This is a genomic window from Hyunsoonleella pacifica (assembly GCF_004310335.1).
Taxonomy (GTDB): Bacteria; Bacteroidota; Bacteroidia; order Flavobacteriales; family Flavobacteriaceae; genus Jejuia; species Jejuia pacifica.
In genome coordinates, this window is the sequence record NZ_SIRS01000002.1 from 16,051 (window position 1) to 36,888 (window position 20,838).

Here is a 20,838-nt window from a genome sequence, read left to right on the forward strand (position 1 = left end):
TGATTTTTTTTATTCTGAGCGCAATGCTTCAATAGGCCGTTTATTTGCAGCAGATTTAGCGGGAAATATTCCAAATACTAATCCAATTATTACTGCAATAACAAATGAGATTAATATTGAATTTAAGGACAAAACAGTTTCTATACCAGATACGATTTCAATAATGTAAGCTCCAACTATACCAAGAATAATACCTACAATGCCACCACCAACACTAATTAAAATTGATTCAGATAGGAACTGTAATATTACATCTTCTTCAGTAGCTCCAATTGCACGAATTATACCTATTTCTTTTGTGCGTTCAAGTACTGAGGCTAGCATTATATTCATAATACCTATGCCACCTATAAGTAGCGATATTCCAGCTATAATGCTTAGTACGATATTAAATATTTGCTTTGTTTTTTGTTGTTGTTTAAGAAGTTGAATTGGGATTTCAATTTCAAAGTCTAATACATCATTATGCCTTCGCTTCAACATTTTGCTAAGTACTTCTGCTGAAGCTTTTAGCATAGACGAATTTGAAACCTGAACAGTTAATTTATCTATTTGATGGTAGTTGCCTCTAGGAATTCGCTCTTTAGGCCCACCTTGATTACCTCCATTAACTACTACAAAGCCTCCCGTACTTTCTTGTATCTTATCTGTAATGATTTTTCTGTCTCTATATCTTACTAAAAAGGTTTGTATTGGTATATAAACATCTTGATTTAAATCTCGTATTCCAAGATTTTCTTGTGCTTTATCAGAAATTAGTTTTTCTTCAATAACTCCAATCACTTGCAACCAAACATCTTTGACTTTAATATATTTCCCAATTGCAGTCTCTCCAGTGAATAACTTTTTTTCTACTTTTTTACCAATGATACAAACAGGTAGTGCATTTTCTATTTGATAACTGTTAAACTTTGAGCCTTTTTCAATTTGTATATTTGAAACATCAAAAAAGGTTGAAGATACACCTACAAGCTTAACTGAATTTTGTTTTCCATTATTGATGACATAAGTATCCAAAATAATTTCTGGGCTAACCGATTTTACCGAAGGAATATGAGACTCAATACTTTTTGCATCTAAAATATCAAGACCTTTAGAGAATTTTTTAGTTTCTTTTTTGGTGTTCTCCTCATCATTTTCGGATTCGTCTTTACCTTCATCAGATATTGGAGTAACTACTATATTGTTTACACCTACAAGTTCTAGTTGTGCCAAAATCTCCTTTTCAGCACCATTACCAATAGCCAGCATGGTAATAACTGAAGCTACTCCAAAAATGATACCCAGTGCAGTTAAAAAGGTTCTAACTTTGTTGGTCTTAATAAACCAAAACGCCTCACTAAAGGTAGATTTGAGCTTTTCTAAAAATAGCTTGTCTATCATCTTATTTTAGAGGTGTTATATCCTTTTCTTCTAGACCTTCAGGTTTGTTTAAATAAACAATGTCTCCCTCATTAAGCCCTTCTTCAATAATAACACTATTGTTATTAGATATTCCTAATTTTATCTCTTTTTTTGCAATGGAATATCCAGATTTTAAATATGCAAAACTGATAGAATCCTTTGAGAATACTGCTTCAAGAGGAACTATTAAGACATCTTCTATTTCATGAGTAATAATTCTATTTGAAGTTGTCATTCCTGGCCTTATATTACTATCGGTATCATTAAGTTTTATTAGCACTTGGAACAATTTAATATCTGAACCTTTTTTATTCTCGCCAACATTGGCTACACCTGTTACAACACCATCTAATTGAATTTTTGGAAAAGCATCAAAACCAACCTTAACCTTTAGCCCTTTTTTAATTTTCCTTATATCAACCTCATTACTATAGGTTTTCGATTCCATTTTTGTAAGGTCTGGCAAACTTGCTACTGCAGGATCCCATGTAGAAATATTTGCGCCAACCTTAATCTTATTGCCGCCCCAGTCTTTAATATAAGTTACCATACCGTCATCATGAGAGCGAATAGTAAATTGACCTTGTAATTCAGCCAAGGATTCTATTTCTTTCTTAATTTTTGATACCTCTGTGCCAACTTCTATCATTTTAGCATTTGCTTGTTTTTTTCTAATATAGTAGTCCGCTTTTTTTTCACGTAGATCGCGTTGTGTTTTTTCGATACCTATCTGTAGCGATCTTATTGTCGCTGGTGGTTCATAAATTGACCTTTCTAGTTCTAAGCTGTCTTCTTCTATCTTGAATTGTAAATCTTTAATTTTATTTCGTTCTTGCTTTAGGGTAAGCGTAGTGTCCAACTGTTCTTGGGTATATTTGGACTGTGCTTTTTCTAAGTTTAATTGAGCATCTAAAATTTTTGCATTGATTTCAGATGGGTCTAATTTCCCAATATAATCTCCTTTCTTTACTATTGTGCCTTCTGGAACTAAATCCTGAACTTTTAGTTGGTATATGCGATACCTTCTTGCTCCAGCAGGGCCCATAATTTTTTTTGAGCTGGTAGACTGTGCTTCTCCAGAGATAATCACTTCATTTAAAAAGTTGCCTTTTGTTACTTTGGTAGTTACTGGTGCATTTTCATCATTTTCGTTGCCTAAAAGGGCGTATGCAACAATTAAGGTAAGAATTATAGCGCCAACTATAATCAGTCTTTTTTTAGACATATTTGGTTTGGTTTTTTGATGGATGATTATTCAAATGTAGATATTAAAATAAATAAAACTCTTAAGGAGTAGTTAAATTCTTATGGATACAATATAGGCAACGTAAAATTTAACTTAAAATTATATTTTAGGCTATCTATTTGAATAAGTAAGTTTTATGAATAAAAAAAGCTCCTGATAAAGGAGCTTTTTTGTAATTATAAAGTTTGAGAACCTATTTAATGATAGCATTAAAAGTAGTACTGGGCCTCATAATAGCATCGGCAGCATCGGTAGGTTCATAATAGCCTCCTAAGTCTGTCGACACTCCTTGAATATCTATTAACTCGTTTACAATAGTGTCTTCATTGTCAGCCAGGGCTTTAGCAATTGTGGCAAATTCTGCTTTTAATTCAGCATCTTTAGCTTGATTAGCTAACTCTTGTGCCCAATACATAGCTAAATAAAAATGACTTCCTCTATTATCTAATTCATTTACTTTTCTAGAAGGTCCTTTTTTGTTTTCCAAAAGTTTCTCAGTAGCATCATCTAAAGTTTCCCCAAGAATTTTTGCTTTTGCATTATCATTTACCTCAGAATAATGTTCTAGAGATACTGCTAAAGCTAAAAATTCACCTAAAGAATCCCAACGTAAGTGATTTTCTTCAAGTAATTGTTGTACATGTTTAGGAGCAGATCCACCAGCACCAGTTTCAAATAAACCACCACCATTCATTAAAGGTACAATAGATAACATTTTTGCACTTGTACCAACTTCTAAAATTGGGAACAAATCTGTTAAATAATCACGTAATACGTTTCCAGAAACAGATATAGTATCTTTTCCTGCTTTTAATCTTTCGCAAGTAAATAAGGTAGCATCAATTGGCGCTAAAATTCTTAAATCTAAACCTTTAGTATCGTGGTCTTTAAGGTAAGTATTAACTTTTTTAATTAATTCAGCATCATGGGCTCTATTTTCATCCAACCAAAATACAGCTGGTGTTTGTGATGCTCTAGCCCTTGTAACAGCTAATTTTACCCAATCTTGAATAGGCGCATCTTTAGTTTGACACATACGCCAAATATCGCCTTCCTCTACATCATGTTGTGTTAAAACATTTCCAGAAGCATCAACCACTTTTACAACACCTTTAGAAGGGATTTCGAAGGTTTTATCATGACTTCCGTATTCTTCAGCCTTTTGAGCCATCAAGCCAACATTTGGTACAGTTCCCATAGTAGTAGGATCAAAAGCACCGTTTGTTTTACAAAAATCTATAGTTGCTGCATATACACCTGCATAACTACTATCTGGAATTACAGCTTTAGTTTCTTGTAGTGCCCCATCAGCATTCCACATTTTTCCAGAAGTCCGAATCATTGCTGGCATAGAAGCATCAATAATAACATCACTTGGCACATGTAAATTGGTTATGCCTTTATCAGAATTTACCATGGCAATACCAGGCCCTTTTTTGTAAGTTGCTGCAATATCAGCTTCAATTTCTGTACGCTTATCTTCAGGTAATTCTTGAATACGTTCTAATAAGTTTCCAAGACCAGAATTAACATTAACACCAAGTTCTTCTATAACAGCACCATGCTTTGAAAACACATCTTTAAAAAATACTTTTACAGCATGACCAAAAATAATAGGGTCGCTAACTTTCATCATAGTACCTTTCATGTGTAATGAAAACAGGATACCTTTATCTCTAGCATCTTCAACTTGTTCTTCAAAAAAGCTAATTAGTGCTTTTTTACGCATTACAGTAGCGTCGATAATTTCTCCTTTAAGTAAAGGAAAACTATTTTTTAGTATTGTAGTATTACCATTATCATCTGTATGCTCAATAGTAATAGTTGTTGTATCACTTAGTGTTACTGACTTTTCATTATGCGCAAAATCATCATCACTCATAGTAGCTACATGCGTTTTAGAATCACTTGTCCATTCTCCCATAGAATGCGGATTCTTCTTCGCATAATTTTTTACTGCTTTTGGTGCACGTCTATCACTATTACCTTCACGTAAAACAGGATTTACCGCACTACCTTTAATTTTATCATAACGGGCTTTAATATCTTTTTCAGTGTCATTTTCTGGATCGTTAGGGTAATCAGGAATATCAAACCCCTTAGCCTGCAATTCTTTTATAGCAGCTTTAAGTTGAGGAACAGAAGCACTAATATTGGGTAGCTTTATAATATTAGTTTCGGGTTTTTTTGCCATTTCGCCAAGTATAGCCAAATCATCAGAAACACGTTGGTCTTCAGTTAAAAAATCAGGGAAAATTGCTAAAATCCTTGCGGCTAAAGAGATATCTTTAGTTTCGATTTGAATACCAGAAGATTTTACAAAAGCCTTAACAATAGGTAAGAAAGAACGTGTTGCTAGGGCAGGAGCCTCATCGGTTTTAGTATAAATTATTTTAGACATGTGTGTAGTAATTTTTTTAGTACCAGTATAACTAAAAACAGTAGAAAAAAGACGATTCGTTTTTAGCGACTGCGAATATACAAAAATTGGAATTTATTTAAGGCTCATGTTTAACCGAAAAGTGCACTATTATTACACATTTAGGATTCTTTTAATAAATGCTTTGTAGAATACGAATTTTTTAAGAATTACAGGCTGAAAGTATTAAAAAAACAAAAGCCATATCACTGTAGAACTTAATCTAATATGACATGGCTTTTTTGAAATAACCTCACGTGATTTAATTTTGATTATATAATCAAAAACCATCTAAGAACTAATCCTAAATTTTTTAAACCCAAATTTGGTTACTTCAATGAAGCATACTATTGTGATTTTCAAAATGTATTGACCTATCACTCATTGCTTCAGTGGGTTGTTTTTCTTTGCATTTGACTGTATATACACTAGGTGTATTTACTTCGACCAAACATTACTTTATCGAAACACTTTAGGTGTAACCAAAGTTGACGATAGCATATTTACTCAAGCAATTTACATTGAATCGAATATTTTTGCTACCTCTCGGTTTATTATTTTTAATGAGAATATTTAAAACTCTAAACCTTTAAAAAACAACAATATGTAAAGAACGTTACTTTAACAGAATTAAGTTAAACGTGTTAACACCTCTACTTATTCTTTCTCTAAAGATAAAATAAAACGACTCAAGTTTCAAAGTTTATAATAAATTATATATCAACTGGTTATAAACTACACTTATTAACTTTTGTTAATAAAAAAAGCCTTGGAGAATATCCAAGGCTTTTCAATTATTTTAAATGAAGAATTATTTTCTTCTTTCTTCTTTAATTCTAGCTTTTTTACCAGTAAGCCCTCTAAAGTAATAAATACGTGCGCGACGTACTTTACCACGCTTATTAATCTCAATTTTTTGTAAAGCAGGTAAATTTACTGGGAAAATACGTTCTACACCTACAGAACCAGACATTTTTCTAATGGTAAATGTCTCAGAAGTCCCAGAACCTCTTCTTTGTATTACTACGCCTCTAAAAAACTGGGTTCTTGTTTTGTTACCCTCTTTAATTTCGTAATAAACCGTTATTGTATCACCAGCACTAAATTCTGGTAAGTCTTTTTTTGTTACAAATTCGTCTTGAACAAATTTTACTAAAGATTCCATTTCTTTTTAATTAAAAATAGTTGATTCGAAACAACATTCACGATTCTCGCCAGAGGTTAACCCGAAATTGGCTGCAAATATAATTAATAATTAACAATGCACAATTAATAATTTATTTTTTATTTGGGCGTTACCCACAAGGGGTCAGGCTTTACGTTGCAAGTCCTCGCATCCTTTTAGTGGGGCGCTGTGGGCTTTCCTCTGCAATCCTTAACGCGGGTGTGTTTGCTGGCATAGGTTTAAGCTTAAGAGTTTTGCTTTTTTTGGAGAGGTTCGTTTAATTGGGTTTGCATAAGAACAGTTTGGGATTAGGAAATCAAGAATTTTCAAATCCCAAACTGAGCTTATACTTGTTTAAGTTTTGTTATTTATCAGTAACCGAAATAGTAAATAAGTATGAACAGATATACTAAAGAAAACTAAACTTCGAACTTATCCACAAAACCCACATTGTTTTTATACGTTGTTACCTGCTGGCTTCTTCATAACTGATTTACCATTTGAGCTATTCAAATCCTCCAGAAACTCCAATTTTTTGACCAGTAATAAATGAAGCATCATTAGAAGCTAGAAATACAGCTAATTGAGCAATATCAGTTGTTCTACCAATTTTACCTAATGGTGTATTACTTGTAACGAATGATTTTATTTCTTGACTCATTTGATTTCCTTCGGTTTCTGTAGGGCCTGGTAATATGGAATTAATTCTGATGTTTTTTGGTCCAAGTTCTTGAGATAATACATTAGTAATAGAATCAATAGCACCTTTGGAAGCAGAATAAAGTGAAGTAAAAGGGGTAGATTTGACAGTTGCAATAGAACTAATATTAATAATATTTCCACCGTTATTATCAAAATGCTTAATGGCTTCTTGAATTAATAAAAACACACTTAAAACATTAGTATTAAAATGATTATGAAATTCATCTTTGGTAATTGTTTCTATTGGTTCAAATTTATATACGCCAGCATTATTTACTAAAGTGGTAATCTCGCCGAATATGCTTTTCGTTTTTTTAAAAAGAACTTCAATATGCTCTTTATTTGTTACATCTGCATTTATAGCTATTGCTTTACCTCCTTGTTTTTCAATTTCTAATACTACTCTTTCAGCTCCAACTTTATCATTATTGTAATTGACAATAACTTTAGCACCTTCTTTTGCCATATTTTTAGCAATTTCAGCACCTATGCCTTTTGATGCTCCCGTAATTAAAACTACTTTATCATCTAATTTTTTCATAATTGATATTTAACATTTCAACAAATGTAAATGACTCAATTGTAGAAAAGTTTGCTATAAGGCAAGAAATGTTTTTTTTGCTCTGATTCTGCTTAAAGTGTACTCGGATATACCCAGATGTAATGCGATATGTCTCTGAGAAATTCGTTGAGCTACAGTTGGATATCTTTGAATAAATTTTGTGTATTTAGTTAATGCATCATCAACTAACATTTCATTTTTTATTGAAAGCTTTTCTAATAATGCTCTTTGTTTTAATTCGCTAATTATTTCCGAAAAATTAGAAACTTCATTTTTTAATATGTTAAATGAAGAACGTGAAATAGTAAAAATCTCACTGTCTGTTAGAGCTACGATGTTTTCGGTAGAAATAGTTTTATGAAAAAAACTATCTAAGTCAATTAAAAAGTGACCTTCACTAACGAAATACTTAATATATTCGTCTCCATTATTTTTAAAACTAGAAACTTTGAATACGCCGCATTCAACAAATCCTAATTTGTTACAGATTTTCCCCTCTTCATTATAACAATCCTTTTTTGAATAATTATCTAAGGTTAGATACTTGTTTATTATCAGCTCTTCTTTTTTTGATAGAGGTAGAATAGAGTTAAATAGAGCTATTAAATTATTCATTTTTATTGTTTTTGTTTGCAGGTAACGTGTGCCGTTTTAATGGCTTATATCCGCCGGTAAACGAATTTAGAAGAAATTTTTCACAAAGTTAAGTGAAACTCTAACTCCAATATTAATATTTAGCAGCCTTCCCTTTAGCTAGTGACCCCTTTATGAAATCTCTCAAATCATCATTAGCCTTTATCAAATCGTCATTACGTAAATACATCATGTGGCCACTTCGATACCCTTTAAAAGTAAAGCGATCTTTTAGTTTACCGCTAGGGTCTACCTGCCACATGGTATATTTAGCCGCAAAATAGGTGGTAGCTCCATCATAATAACCAGATTGTATCAACACCTTTAAGTAGGGGTTTTGTGCCATGGCTTGTCTTAAACCTTCGCGTACATTGTCGTTACGTCTGTCCCAAGGGTGTACATCTCCAAACATGTTGTACTTCACATCTGTTTTAAAATTTAAATGCTCTCTTAAATAGTAATTTATGGCTGGTGTAAAGGAGTGCAACCAGGATGTTAACTCTGGATTATAGTCAGGACTATCTCCAGCCTCTTTTTTATCTATACCTAAGTATCTTGAATCTAAACGCCCAATTATTTGTCCAGTTTTGTTACGTAGCAAGTCTTTCCAAAAAAAACGTGTAGGTACATCTAAATTATTTTGTAAAACGGATGCTTTACTTAATCCAGAATAGTACGCTATTCTTTCAGCTACCTCTTGCTTTTCTTTTTGAGAGACAAAACCTCCCTTGGCCAAAGTTGGCATGAGTGAATTAATGGCAAAATCTTCAGCTTCTGGTAAAATATCCAATAAATCTTTCTGCTGTAGCGTATTTGGTAATGCTTTTTGGTACCAAGCAGCTGCTGTAAAATAGGGTAAGTTTAATGCAGAATATACAGGCTGATTTGTATTGTATAATTTATAATCAGCAGGACTTACTAAAATAACACCGTTTAAATACATCCATTGGTTTTCTTGTAGTTCTTTAGCTAATCCCATTACTCTAGTGCCACCATAGCTTTCTCCTATAATATACTTTGGCGATTCCCATCGGTTGTTTCTTGTTACAAAGGTGTTAATCCATTCTGCTAAATATTTTATATCGGCATTTATACCAAAAAAAGTTTTACGTTCTGGTAATTTACCGTCCTTATCTTCAATCATTCTAGAATACCCTGTGTTTACAGGATTTACATATACAATATCCGCTACATCTAGAATAGAATTTGGATTGTCCTTAACACCATAAGGCTGTACAGGATAACCTTCATCATCAATCTTAAGTACTTTTGGACCTGTGTAGGCTATATGCATCCAGACAGAAGCTGAACCAGGTCCGCCATTAAAAGAGATAACCAACGGTCTTTCGGCTTTGTTTTTAATATTATTACGTTCGTAATAGGTGTAAAACAAAGTAGCTATTGGGTCTCCTTTTGTATTCCAAACTGGCTGCGTGCCTGTTGTAGCTTTATAAGTTATAGATTGTCCTTTTATGGTTGCAGAATGAGTAGTTACTACTGTTGTATCCACAGGAATCATTCTTTTTTGAGAAAAGCCAAAAAGTGTAACACTTAATAGTAATGCATAAAGAAGTTGTTTCATCATAACTATTTATTTTTTTGTTTAAAGATAATGAAATCTATTGTTAAAATTTTTCAAAAACTCCAAGTCCAAACAATGCAAAATCATATTTCACAGGATCTTTAGCGTCTAATGTTCTTAGGCTTTTATCAAGTTCAGCTAATGCCTTGGCGTCATTTTGCTTACGTTTTAATAAACCTAATTTCCTGGCTACGTTTCCTGAATGTACATCTAAAGGACATGACAATTGGCTTGGGGAGAGGCGTTCCCAAATTCCAAAATCAACACCAGCATTATCTTGCCTTACCATCCACCGTAAAAACATATTGATACGTTTGGCTGCTGAATTTTTTAACGGATCACTTACATGTTTCTGTGTTCTTTGCAAATGTTCAATTTCGAAAAAAGTGGATTTAAATTTTGAAATAGCCTTTTGTAAGGAGTTTGTTTCGGCATGTAGCGCAAATAGTGTTTCTAGCCCACCATGATTTTTATAAATATACTGTAATGACTTTATAAATTGAATACAATCCGTTCCATTAAATGTACGATGTACAAAAGGTTGTAATTTTTCTAAATCTGTGTCTTTGTGGTTTAGTATAAAATCATAAGGGGTATTATCTAATAATTCTATCAACCGCTTCGCATTGTTTATGATACTTTTTCTATTGCCCCATGCTATGGTGGCTGTTAAAAAACCAGAGATTTCAATATCTTCTTTTTTAGAAAACAAATGCGGTATTTGTATAGGATCGCTTTCAATAAACGTAATGTTGTTATATTGAATAGTTTTAGCATCTAGAAATTCTTTCAATTCAGCCTTTGGCAATTTTTTCATATTAATTTTCGTAGTTCAGCAAAAATACTTGTAATTAGCTAAACAAAAAGTAGACTTAACGTTTTAATAACTAATATGCATTAATGCCTAATAAAAACTATATTCTTTCTATTATTGTTTTCTCTCAGTTTTGTTGTACATCGTTATGGTTTGCAGGTAATGCTATTATTGCCGATTTAATATCAAATTTTGGACTTGAAGATTCTGCACTAGCACATTTAACCTCAGCAGTTCAATTTGGATTTATCATAGGTACTTTTGTATTTGCTATTTTGACTGTAGCGGATAGGTTTTCGCCATCAAAAGTATTTTTTGTTTGTGCTTTAATAGCTGCATTATTAAATTCCTTAACCATACTAGAAACTAATACCTTACAAAGTTTGTTTTTTATCCGTTTGGGTACAGGGTTTTTCTTAGCAGGTATTTATCCAGTAGGTATGAAGATAGCTTCAGATTATTTTAAAGAAGGACTTGGGAAATCACTTGGGTTTTTGGTAGGTGCTTTGGTTCTGGGTACTGCATTTCCTCATCTTTTAAATTTTTACAACCAAAGCATATCATGGACAGCTATTGTTTACCTTACTTCGGGTATTGCTTTTATTGGAGGTAGTATGATTATGTTTTTTGTAGGTGATGGACCATACAAAGCTAAACTTGAAAAGTTTAATATTAGCTTATTTTACAGTGTCTTTAAAATTAGAGATTTTAGAACTGCTGCTTTTGGCTACTTTGGGCACATGTGGGAGCTTTATGCATTTTGGGCATTTGTTCCTATAGTTTTACATGGTTATATAAACTTTCATGAAGATATTCAATTTAATGTGCCTTTATATAGTTTTATTATTATTGCATCAGGTGCTATAAGCTGTGTACTTTCAGGTTATCTATCTCAAAGATTTACTCCTAAAAAAGTTGCGATCATAGGTTTGTCTTTATCAGCTATATGTTGTTTAATGTCTCCATTAATTTTTATGGTAGCGTCTAAAATAGTGTTTCTTTGTTTTCTTGTATTTTGGGGTATGGTAGTTATTGCAGACTCACCTTTGTTTTCAACATTAGTGGCTCAAAATGTACCAAACACATCAAAAGGAACTGCTTTAACTATTGTGAACTCTATTGGTTTTGCAATTACTATATTAAGTATTCAATTGCTAAATACTCTTCAAAATACTGTAGAAGTAAGGTTTCTTTTTATGGTTTTGGCTATTGGTCCCATAATAGGCTTGATTGGACTTTACAAGTCTTATGCTAAACCTTAATATTACCATCTACCATTACTAATTTTCTATCTGCCATATCTGCAAGTTCTTCGTTATGGGTAACAATTACAAACGTTTGCCCAAACTCATCTCTCAATTTAAAAAATAGATTATGGAGGTGTTCAGCCGATTCACTATCTAAATTACCTGATGGTTCATCTGCAAAAATTAAATCTGGTTTATTAATCAAAGCTCTAGCAACAGCAACGCGTTGTTGTTCCCCTCCAGATAACTCATTTGGTTTATGATTGTAACGATGCGATAATCCTAAAAAGTCTAGTAATTCCTTGGCGCGAGTTTCAGCTTCGCTTTTTTTTGTGCCTTTAATGAATGCTGGTAAACAAATATTTTCTAGAGCAGTAAATTCTGGTAGCAATTGATGAAATTGAAAAATAAAACCAATATGTTCATTTCTAAATTTAGCAAGCGCTTTATCGTTTAAGCCTTTTACTTCAATATTATTAATTTGTAGGTTAAAATCTTTAGTCTTAGAAGCTCTGTCTAATGTGCCTAAAATTTGTAATAAGGTTGTTTTTCCAGCACCAGATGCCCCAACAATAGAAACGATTTCTCCTTTTTCCACTTCAATATCTACGCCTTTGAGTACTTCTAAATCGCCGTAATATTTATGTATGTTTTTTGCTGTAATCATTCAAAATAAAATAACAGGTGTGAATTTACCATTTTAGAATGTGTTGCACAATTTTGTTTTATTTCTTTTATGATTTTAGGCATTAATACTATAAATTGCATAAAGCACGAGCTACCTTAGCTCAAAAAAATTAAAATGGCATATAAGAACTTAGAGGAATATAATCTTAAGGTAACTGAAGATGTTAAGGCAAGATACAAAAGTATTATAGAGGATTTAGGTGAGGATACTGAACGAGAAGGCTTAGTAAAAACCCCTGAGCGTGCAGCAAAAGCAATGCAATTTTTAACTCAAGGATACGATCAAGACCCTATTGCAATATTAAAGGGGGCTATGTTCAAGGAATCTTATAACGAAATGGTAATTGTAAAAGATATTGAATTGTATTCACTTTGCGAACATCATATTTTGCCGTTTTTTGGTAAAGTACATATTGCTTATATACCTAATGGGTATATTGTAGGCTTGAGCAAATTACCAAGAATAGTAGATGTTTATGCAAGACGATTACAAGTACAAGAGCGCTTAACAGAACAAATTTTAGATTGTATTAATGATACCTTAAAGCCCCAAGGTGTAGCTGTAGTTATAGAAGCGTCTCACATGTGTATGATGATGCGTGGTGTACAAAAGCAGAACTCTATAACTACAACATCGGGTTTTAGAGGACAGTTTGAAAAAATTGAAACACGTAATGAATTTTTAAAACTAATAGGGAAGTAAATTTTGGTATGTTTCTTGCTTTCAGTTTATTAAATTAATTATTGAATGAATAAATACAAAAAATTAGCCTTAAGCTTAGTATTGGATGCTTGTGGGTATATTTCGTTTATTTTCCCACCTTTTGATATAGCTTGGGCCCCACTTTCTGCTTATATAATGACAAAATTATACAAAGGTAGAACAGGAAAAATTGCTGCGGCTGTGTCTTTTATTGAAGAGGCACTACCAGGGTTAGATGTGATACCTACATTTACTTTAATGTGGCTGTACAGTTATGTGTTTAAAAGCAAAGAAACCATTATTAAGGTGTAAATTATAACCCCTTATTTTCTATTGGGACTATAACAGTTAGTATGGTGCCTTGTTTTAATTTTGAATCTATCATAAATTTTCCACCTAGTTTAGACACTCTGGCGGCTATATTTTTTAGTCCAATTCCTGTATTATCATTAGTTTCGGTATCGAAACCAGAACCGTTATCTGTAATTGTCATATAAATCTCTCCCAGTTTACATGAGAAATTAACATTTACCAAGTTGGCTTTGGCGTGTTTCATAATATTATGCATTGCTTCCTGTAATACCCTAAACAAGTTAATCTTTATTTGGTCATTTATTTCAGGCCATTCTATCTGATTTTCTTGGTGTATTTGGCAATTTATATCATAAATTTTATTTTGTTCGGTAAGATAACTTTTTAGTAACATCATAAAATCTTTGTCGTTATCAAGTTTAGTATTTCTAAGACCGTGAGACAGATCTCTTATATCTTTCTCAGCTTTTTGTATTTCTTTAATATAGAAGCTGTATTTTTTCTTTACATCTTCTGTTTCTTCAAATGATAAAAATTCTATACCTAATCTAGAACCAACAAGTTTATTAATAACACCATCGTGAAGTTCCTCAGAGATTCTAAAACGTTCTTGTAATATGCCTTCTTCTATTTTAGATTGTTGACGTAACATTAGTCTATAGATATCCTCATTCACTTTTTGTTGTTCTCCTTCTAGTTTAAGTTTTTCGTTTTTTGCTATTTGTATTCTAACCATATGTATTAACATCATAATTAATATAACTATTAATCCAATAATAACAATTAGTATGTTTTGAGTAGCTAACTTTTTATTTTCATGAATATATTCGTCTGTTTCAAATTTAATTCTGGCAAATTTATCTCTAGTATTTCTTTCAACATCTAAAAGACTATCGTTTAATTTAATAAGTTCGTAAAGGTATTCTTTGCCTTTTTCTCCAGTTTCTAGTTTAGACAACATGAGTAGAGCTCTAGAAATCTCTTTATAATCTTTTATTTGTTTTCCTATTACATAAGAACGTTTGGCAAGTGTTTTAGCAGAGTCTTTTTTATTAGTTGAAGCATAGAATTCTGATATATCATTACCGGAAGCTGCAATCATATAAGAAACATTGAGACTATCTGCAAGCTGATAAGCTTTGCTAAACAATTGTGAGATACTTTTTTTATCATAGTTTTTGGATAAAAACTTATTGTAAGCTAGATTGTTTAATATAGCTATATATGATAAAGGGTCATTGTTTAATAGTTTTTTGCTATTGTAAATGCTGTTTTCATTTAATAACTCCTTATAGATGCCAATAGCAGATACATAATCTTGTTTTTCTTTGTAAACTTCTGCTAGATTAATTTTTATATCAAGGTAATGGGAATCTTTTAGGTTGTAATTACTTTTTACTTGTAGTATTTTTTTAGAATTTCGTACTTTTTTGTTTGTTTCTAATGCTTTTTGATAATATTCTACAGCCTTATTAAAATCTTTTAACGCATTTGAATTCAAAGCTAAAGTAATATATAGATTAGTTAGTTGTGAATTTACAATATCATCTTTAGGGAGTTTTTGTAAAATATTAGACGCACTCAATAGATTGGAAACACTACTGGAATAATCGCAGTTAAAGTATTGCAAATACGCTAAACTAGTTAATGCATCTGATAGGGATTTTGCAGCATCTGTTTTTCTGAGAGTTTTAATGCTTCTGCGAAAGAATATGTATGAACTATCAATTTCTTTATCTTCAATAAGATAACTCCACCCAATTAGGTGTTGGCAGTATCCAATATTGGTTGAGTCGTTTAATTTTTTGGCCATCTTTAAGGTTTTATGGCTAATGTTTCTTCCTGCCTTTAGACTATCGCTCACAAAATATAATACAGCTAAATTTTTGTTTGATAGTAGAATAGTAGAATCTACTTTGGTCTTTTCTGAAATCTCATTGGCAGTTTTAGCATAAAAAAATCTAGTACTTGTATCTAAATTTTGGTTTTTGGATAGCTTTCTTAATTCTTGAATACTATCAAGTGTTTTCAAGAATTCATGGTTTTGTGCATTAGTGTTACACAGTTTAAACACACAAATAACAAAAAGACAATACTTCTTTAACACTATAAAATGATATGGTTATGGATTTGCAATTTAGTGTTTTATAAAAAAAGTTGGGTTTTAAAAATGAAACACAAAAAAATCCCTTTCATTTTTGAAAGGGATTTTTTATTTAATAAATAATTTGTGATTACTGAATTTCAGCATTAAATGAGATATCAATATCTGTATCATCTCCTGCTGCTGTACCAAAACCAGTACTATCATCAACATTTGGAGACTCATGGTGTAATTCAATTGAGATACTACCTGTTCCAGCAGCACCAGCAGTCCAAACAGTTTTTACACCTAGTTTGTTGTTGTCTGTTCTGGTATAATCGTCACTAGCTCTCATCATTGAGGTAAAGTCTAGAGTAGAAGCATAAACGAAAAAGTGAGCATCTATTCCTGCCTGATCTGCTAAGATATCTTCATCAAGAAAATCTTCATCTTCATTAAATAATCCAATTTCAGCATCATAAGTTCCATTTGCGGTAAATTCGCCTACAACAGTTTTTTCATTGTCATCAACTTCTTCATCTCCGTTTGTGTCATCCCAAGTTAATACAACAGTATCATTAGCATCAGCTTGATTTATGAAAGTGAGCACTATTCTTGTTATAGCCTCTTCTTCTTCAACTACCTCTGGGGTATCGTCATCATCTGAACATGATGCTAACATAGCTATTGCCATTACTGTCATAGCATAAAATTTAATTGTTTTCATAGTTTTAATGTTTAAAAAATTGATGTTCATAGTAATTGTATTTAAAAATTTATAATTAATAATTTAATTGTAATTGTAGTCTAAAATTTCTTCCCAAATCGTCGGCAAAAAATCGTAAACGGTTTAAATAATTTCTGTAGCTCTTATTAAATATATTATCGACACTAAACCGAATATTTAAACTAGATTGTTTGAAAACGGGTAATGTTATTTCACTTTGAAAATGCATTAAATGATATCCAGGAGGTGGACTAAGATCAACATCGATATCATCCTCATTGGCTATAGGTACAGTATAATTAAATTCATAAGGAAATTCATTTTGCTCAAATGCCCATTCTGAGTTTAAACTAGCGTTAAATTTATGCCAGTTTTTATTGGAGTATGTAATGCTATTTAAAGTGGTAAATGGAGGAATGTCAATTAATGGCAAATCTGCTATCTTATCATAGGCTTTAATAAAAGATGATTTATGGCTTGCATTCCATTGCGCAGCTATTTGATAGTTTAAATTCATATCTATACCAAAAAACCAAGCATCTGTTTGTATATATTCCCAAATAGGAAATGGTCCTCTAATTAAAGGAACGATGCCTAGTGGGCTAGGAACTATATATATAAAATTATTGATTTGATTATAATAAGATTCCAACTGAAAATTCAGTTTTGAGCTCACATAACCATAAGTCCCAGAAATCCGGTTAGAACGCTCACTGTCTATACGAAGGTCTCCTATTTCTATTCTTGCTGCAGAATGATGTAAGCCATCACTAAACAATTCAGAAGGGTTTGGTGCTCTACTGGAGCGCGTATAATTTCCCAAAAAGTAATTATTAGCATTGAAATTATACTTAACACCTAAGGCGCCAGAAATATTATGGTAATCAAAAGTCGGATCAGTAAGTACTTGATTTCTTAAAACTTCAATTACTAGTTCTGGAAATTCGATGTCGTACCCACGATCTTCCCATGCAGACGTTCTGTAGAATTTTTTTGCATCTATTCTACTAAAGTCATATCGTAAACCAGCATCTACTATAAAACGATCATTAAGCTTCCATTCTGTAGCTAAATAGCCTCCAAAATCGTATTTGTCATAATCTGGTATCAATCGTCGCACTCCTGTATCAGGATTCGCAAAATGATCTTGATACCTTGCTAAAAGTCCAAAACTGTATTTACGTTCTAAATTATTGTCTTTTTTTGCATTAAGCGATATGGTGTGCGTTTGTAATTGTAAATCGATAGCTGGTTTTATACTCCTTCCGCCTCTTCTTATATCAAATTCAAATCGATGATTGTTCTGATAGTCGTATTGCACATCTACTTTACCAAAGTTCTTAAATCGTTTGTAATAGGATGCCTTAAAAAGATGGTGACTTACCTCTTGTTTGGGTTGGCTAATATTGTAGCTAAAGTCTTCTACAAACAGTGGTCTTGCGGCATTAATAGAGTTCGCTAAACTTTTTATACTACCAATATGTGCAGATCTTAAGATTCCGATTTCATTATCCAAATAACTATAATATGCTTCAAACCCCGATTGAAACTTATTTTTTCCAAACCTAGCAGTAAAACCTTTAGATTGAGAACCAGTATTGGTAAGATTATAATCTGCTGCTTTAAAATCACCATTTCCCTTTATTGATCCTTGAACTTGGGCAAACCACCCAGATTTGTAATTTTTGTTTAAGGTTGAAGATGTATTATAACCTAATCCATTGGATTGCCAACTAGAAATAGTACGTCCATAAAGTGTGTCTTTTCTTAGCGCTCTACTAGGATTTATTACCACAACACCTCCTATAGCATCACCACCGTAAGCTAAGGCTCCAGCACCCTTAATTACCGAAATTTGATTGGCACTATTTATATCAATATTAGGAGCATGCTCAATACCCCATTCTTGGTCTTGTAAACGTACGCCATTGTTGAGAATCATTACTCTACTACTATGCATACCGTTAATAATAGGCTTTACAATGGTATTTCCAGTATTTATTGAGGATACACCAGGTACTTCCTTCAAAGCATCGCCTAAGCTTAGGCTTGAATACCGTGTTAGTGTTTCTGATTTAATAACGGTTTCTTGCCCAGTAATTGTGGTCTTTGCAACGGCATTAGATTTCACTGAAACTTCATCAAGCTCTTCTGTATGGTGCTCCATCAATATCTTTTCATACGAATCGCCAATAATATGTATCTCTACACGTTTTGTTTCACACCCAATATGAGAGATAACAAGTATTAGTTTCCCATTACAAAGGTCTTTAATAGAAAACTTCCCATTAATATCTGCCACGGTGTAACGATTTAGAGTTTCTATGTGCACGGTAGCACCAGACATTGGAGTGTTGTCATGAAAATCTATTACCTCGCCAATAAATGTATAGTTACAATTTTGAGTATGGACAGTGCTGAAAATACACATTACCACAATCAATAAATTGAGCTTCATTGTGTTATGTTTTTATCGTAATTGTTTTTAGTTTAAATAGGGGAATTAAACTAGGGCAGGGGGACCGCGTAGAGAAAAGGATAAAACGCGATAATTATTAAAGAAATGATATCCTAGAGAAGGAATCTCAAAATTATCACTAAAGCAAAAATCTACATTATAGTTTGAAGATTTTATATAATACTGTTGAAGATTGTATTTAAAGATAGGGCAATCAATTTCGCATTCATGTAAATTGGCACTATCTCTTTTTTCACAAAAAGTGTGTTCGTGATGCTCTTCTAGAGTATGTACGAGTTTTATAATTGTAGGAAACAATAATGTTACCACAATTAAAGTAGATATTATTCTAAAGGCAATATGTTTTCTATTTACCTCCAATTACTCTGTAAATTGTTTAAACCCAAGTCTAGTAAGCATCTTCTTTTCAAAATTCCAAAAGAATTTAAACTGACCAAATATCCAGCCAAAAAACACTAGCAGAAACTGGTACATCACGAAAAGGATTAGTATTCTAATAATCCAGTAGCCAAATGTTGTGAATGTTTCTGGGGTAATATTAAAAAAAGCAAGTATGGGTTTGCCTATATAAGAAGCAGTAGAACCTGTTACCGCAAATACAATCAATATCAAAACGATTTGTGTATTGGATTCAATTCCCCAACGTTCTTTTAATTTCTTCAAAATTGCAATTTGGTTGCAAAATTATGAAAACGAAATTAAATTCGTGGTACAAAAGGCCCTAATCTTTGATTATATTTCAATTGAAAGTAAATAAAGTAGTTATATAACATGTAATTTACTTCGTATCCATAATCTATATTTTGTTGATAATCTATTTGAAGTTCGTATAATTGAGGATTAAAACGTTGTGGTTGCATTACACGTTGATTCCATTCAATAACATATATTCTATTCCGGTTTTCTATGTATTGTTGAGAATAGAATCCTCTTTGTCTTGCATTAGATGCTAACCAAAAATTAAATCCAGGATCGATGATGATGATTTCATATTCCAACTCATCATTGGCAATTCGTATGGTATCATTTTGAGTAGTTGCAATTTGTTTTTCATTTTTTTTTGAAACAGGCTTTTTTGAAGTATTGCAGTTAAAAAAGAAAATACTTGCAACTATGAGTAATAAGTAAATACTGTTTTTCATGATATCTATGTTTTTATATCTCAAATATATAGCTAGGGTACACTATTAAAAAAGTATGAATGAGTGTTAGTAGCCTTTTGTTTAGTGAAATAGCTTTTTATCTAAAAATACAAAAATCATTCCTTAACATTTTATGATTTATCATTAGTTACTAATTAAAAATGCCAAATCTTTCGATTTGGCATTTTAAGAAGTATGTTCAAATACATTTTATTTTCCAAAAAGGCCACCAAGTAAGCCACCTATACCACCACTTGACTTTTTACTACCACCTAATAACATCCCGGCAACATCATCTACTACACTACCATCCCCGTCTGCATCTAATATAGATTCCAGAAAGCTTTGCTCTTGTTTTGCTGAACTACCACCTAGCAACCCTCCAAGCATATCTCCTAAGCCGTTAGCTGAACTTACATTGTTTTGGCGTGTTTGTTTTCCTAGCATACCCATTAATAAAGGTGCAGCAACTTTTAGGATGTTTCCAACAGAGCCTGCATCAAGTCCAGATTTTTGTCCGATAACTTGTTCAACACCTTGTCTTTTAGCACCTAAAACATGTCCAAGAATTTTATCTCCATCGGTTTTCACATTTTCATCTACACCGCCACCAAATAAACCGCCTAGATTGTCTAAAATGCTTCCGTCATGCTTTCCGCTAAGAGCACCCATTAATCCTTCTGCTCCTTGTGGCGTTGATGCATTGCGTTGCATTGCTTTCATTAATACAGGCAACGCCATTGTAAGTACGCTACTTGTTTTATTTTGATCGGTTCCTGTAGATCCAGAAACACCATTAATAATAGTTTTTCCAAGGTCACTGTTTAATAAATCTAAAATTCCAGACATGATAATATGTTTTTTTAATTAGTAATGTTTTGTGTAAGGAGGCATAATGTACAAAAAAAGCCCTAACTGTTATAGTTAGGAC

The 20,838-nt window shown here is 32.2% G+C and carries 18 protein-coding genes; 3 read left to right on the forward strand and 15 right to left on the reverse strand.

Features of this window, described 5'->3' with window-relative positions:
- Positions 1 to 9 precede the first annotated feature (9 nt).
- From EYD46_RS03490 to EYD46_RS03525, 8 genes are all read right to left on the reverse strand, one after another.
- Positions 10 to 1,383: an ABC transporter permease gene (locus EYD46_RS03490; protein WP_130935684.1), complete on the reverse strand. Its 1,374-nt coding sequence runs from the start codon at positions 1,381 to 1,383 to the stop codon at positions 10 to 12.
- A 1-nt stretch (position 1,384) separates the two neighbouring features.
- The gene (locus tag EYD46_RS03495) at positions 1,385 to 2,629 is read right to left on the reverse strand and encodes an efflux RND transporter periplasmic adaptor subunit (RefSeq protein ID WP_130935685.1); all 1,245 of its coding nucleotides are present in this window, start codon (positions 2,627 to 2,629) and stop codon (positions 1,385 to 1,387) included.
- A gap of 214 nt (positions 2,630 to 2,843) precedes the next feature.
- Positions 2,844 to 5,051 carry an NADP-dependent isocitrate dehydrogenase gene (locus EYD46_RS03500; protein WP_130935686.1) on the reverse strand — a complete coding sequence of 736 codons (2,208 nt, stop codon included), beginning with the start codon at positions 5,049 to 5,051 and terminating at the stop codon, positions 2,844 to 2,846.
- Positions 5,052 to 5,880: 829 nt separating this feature from the next.
- Positions 5,881 to 6,234, reverse strand: a complete 354-nt coding sequence (gene rplS / locus EYD46_RS03505) for a 50S ribosomal protein L19 (RefSeq protein WP_130935687.1) — start codon at positions 6,232 to 6,234, stop codon at positions 5,881 to 5,883.
- Between the two features lie 505 nt (positions 6,235 to 6,739).
- Positions 6,740 to 7,477: an SDR family NAD(P)-dependent oxidoreductase gene (locus tag EYD46_RS03510; RefSeq protein WP_130935688.1), complete on the reverse strand. Its 738-nt coding sequence runs from the start codon at positions 7,475 to 7,477 to the stop codon at positions 6,740 to 6,742.
- Positions 7,478 to 7,531: 54 nt separating this feature from the next.
- Positions 7,532 to 8,113: a Crp/Fnr family transcriptional regulator gene (locus tag EYD46_RS03515; RefSeq protein ID WP_130935689.1), complete on the reverse strand. Its 582-nt coding sequence runs from the start codon at positions 8,111 to 8,113 to the stop codon at positions 7,532 to 7,534.
- A 112-nt stretch (positions 8,114 to 8,225) separates the two neighbouring features.
- Positions 8,226 to 9,713 carry a S10 family peptidase gene (locus tag EYD46_RS03520; protein WP_130936222.1) on the reverse strand — a complete coding sequence of 496 codons (1,488 nt, stop codon included), beginning with the start codon at positions 9,711 to 9,713 and terminating at the stop codon, positions 8,226 to 8,228.
- Positions 9,714 to 9,756: 43 nt separating this feature from the next.
- Complete coding sequence (locus EYD46_RS03525; RefSeq protein WP_130936223.1) at positions 9,757 to 10,521, reverse strand: TIGR02757 family protein; 765 nt, start codon at positions 10,519 to 10,521, stop codon at positions 9,757 to 9,759.
- Positions 10,522 to 10,613: 92 nt separating this feature from the next.
- Between EYD46_RS03525 and EYD46_RS03530 the strand changes: the two genes are divergently transcribed.
- Positions 10,614 to 11,789: an MFS transporter gene (locus tag EYD46_RS03530; RefSeq protein WP_130935690.1), complete on the forward strand. Its 1,176-nt coding sequence runs from the start codon at positions 10,614 to 10,616 to the stop codon at positions 11,787 to 11,789.
- On the opposite strand, the gene EYD46_RS03535 is transcribed toward EYD46_RS03530, so the two are convergent.
- Positions 11,779 to 12,441, reverse strand: a complete 663-nt coding sequence (locus EYD46_RS03535; protein ID WP_130935691.1) for an ABC transporter ATP-binding protein — start codon at positions 12,439 to 12,441, stop codon at positions 11,779 to 11,781. The two genes, EYD46_RS03530 and EYD46_RS03535, sit on opposite strands and share 11 nt — an antisense overlap.
- 135 nt (positions 12,442 to 12,576) lie before the next feature.
- Between EYD46_RS03535 and folE the strand changes: the two genes are divergently transcribed.
- The gene (folE, locus tag EYD46_RS03540) at positions 12,577 to 13,164 is read left to right on the forward strand and encodes a GTP cyclohydrolase I FolE (protein WP_130935692.1); all 588 of its coding nucleotides are present in this window, start codon (positions 12,577 to 12,579) and stop codon (positions 13,162 to 13,164) included.
- Positions 13,165 to 13,209: 45 nt separating this feature from the next.
- Positions 13,210 to 13,476: a hypothetical protein gene (locus tag EYD46_RS03545; protein ID WP_130935693.1), complete on the forward strand. Its 267-nt coding sequence runs from the start codon at positions 13,210 to 13,212 to the stop codon at positions 13,474 to 13,476.
- Position 13,477: 1 nt separating this feature from the next.
- Here the strand turns inward: EYD46_RS03545 and EYD46_RS03550 are convergent, their stop codons facing one another.
- The 6 genes from EYD46_RS03550 to EYD46_RS03575 all read right to left on the reverse strand — a co-directional run bounded on the left by EYD46_RS03550 (position 13,478) and on the right by EYD46_RS03575 (position 20,756).
- Positions 13,478 to 15,508, reverse strand: coding sequence for a tetratricopeptide repeat-containing sensor histidine kinase (locus tag EYD46_RS03550; protein ID WP_130935694.1), 2,031 nt, complete (start codon positions 15,506 to 15,508; stop codon positions 13,478 to 13,480).
- A gap of 202 nt (positions 15,509 to 15,710) precedes the next feature.
- A complete protein-coding gene (locus EYD46_RS03555) occupies positions 15,711 to 16,286 on the reverse strand; it encodes a hypothetical protein (protein ID WP_130935695.1) in 576 nt (191 codons plus the stop codon).
- Positions 16,287 to 16,341: 55 nt separating this feature from the next.
- Positions 16,342 to 18,744 (reverse strand): TonB-dependent receptor, encoded by a 2,403-nt coding sequence (locus tag EYD46_RS03560; protein ID WP_130935696.1) that lies wholly within the window; start codon positions 18,742 to 18,744, stop codon positions 16,342 to 16,344.
- A 381-nt stretch (positions 18,745 to 19,125) separates the two neighbouring features.
- Positions 19,126 to 19,428 carry a DUF6787 family protein gene (locus tag EYD46_RS03565; RefSeq protein WP_130935697.1) on the reverse strand — a complete coding sequence of 101 codons (303 nt, stop codon included), beginning with the start codon at positions 19,426 to 19,428 and terminating at the stop codon, positions 19,126 to 19,128.
- Between the two features lie 35 nt (positions 19,429 to 19,463).
- Positions 19,464 to 19,907: a DUF6146 family protein gene (locus EYD46_RS03570; RefSeq protein WP_130935698.1), complete on the reverse strand. Its 444-nt coding sequence runs from the start codon at positions 19,905 to 19,907 to the stop codon at positions 19,464 to 19,466.
- A gap of 210 nt (positions 19,908 to 20,117) precedes the next feature.
- Positions 20,118 to 20,756: a DUF937 domain-containing protein gene (locus tag EYD46_RS03575; RefSeq protein ID WP_130935699.1), complete on the reverse strand. Its 639-nt coding sequence runs from the start codon at positions 20,754 to 20,756 to the stop codon at positions 20,118 to 20,120.
- Positions 20,757 to 20,838: the final 82 nt, after the last annotated feature.

Coding starts and splice junctions, on each gene's coding strand:
- EYD46_RS03510 (WP_130935688.1), bottom strand. CDS start 7,477: ATGAAAAAATTAGATGATAAAGTAGTTTTAATTACGGGAGCATCAAAA.
- EYD46_RS03545 (WP_130935693.1), top strand. CDS start 13,210: ATGAATAAATACAAAAAATTAGCCTTAAGCTTAGTATTGGATGCTTGT.
- EYD46_RS03500 (WP_130935686.1), bottom strand. CDS start 5,051: ATGTCTAAAATAATTTATACTAAAACCGATGAGGCTCCTGCCCTAGCA.
- EYD46_RS03515 (WP_130935689.1), bottom strand. CDS start 8,113: ATGAATAATTTAATAGCTCTATTTAACTCTATTCTACCTCTATCAAAA.
- folE (WP_130935692.1), top strand. CDS start 12,577: ATGGCATATAAGAACTTAGAGGAATATAATCTTAAGGTAACTGAAGAT.
- EYD46_RS03490 (WP_130935684.1), bottom strand. CDS start 1,383: ATGATAGACAAGCTATTTTTAGAAAAGCTCAAATCTACCTTTAGTGAG.
- EYD46_RS03530 (WP_130935690.1), top strand. CDS start 10,614: ATGCCTAATAAAAACTATATTCTTTCTATTATTGTTTTCTCTCAGTTT.
- EYD46_RS03520 (WP_130936222.1), bottom strand. CDS start 9,713: ATGAAACAACTTCTTTATGCATTACTATTAAGTGTTACACTTTTTGGC.
- EYD46_RS03575 (WP_130935699.1), bottom strand. CDS start 20,756: ATGTCTGGAATTTTAGATTTATTAAACAGTGACCTTGGAAAAACTATT.
- EYD46_RS03495 (WP_130935685.1), bottom strand. CDS start 2,629: ATGTCTAAAAAAAGACTGATTATAGTTGGCGCTATAATTCTTACCTTA.
- EYD46_RS03555 (WP_130935695.1), bottom strand. CDS start 16,286: ATGAAAACAATTAAATTTTATGCTATGACAGTAATGGCAATAGCTATG.
- rplS (WP_130935687.1), bottom strand. CDS start 6,234: ATGGAATCTTTAGTAAAATTTGTTCAAGACGAATTTGTAACAAAAAAA.
- EYD46_RS03560 (WP_130935696.1), bottom strand. CDS start 18,744: ATGAAGCTCAATTTATTGATTGTGGTAATGTGTATTTTCAGCACTGTC.
- EYD46_RS03570 (WP_130935698.1), bottom strand. CDS start 19,907: ATGAAAAACAGTATTTACTTATTACTCATAGTTGCAAGTATTTTCTTT.
- EYD46_RS03535 (WP_130935691.1), bottom strand. CDS start 12,441: ATGATTACAGCAAAAAACATACATAAATATTACGGCGATTTAGAAGTA.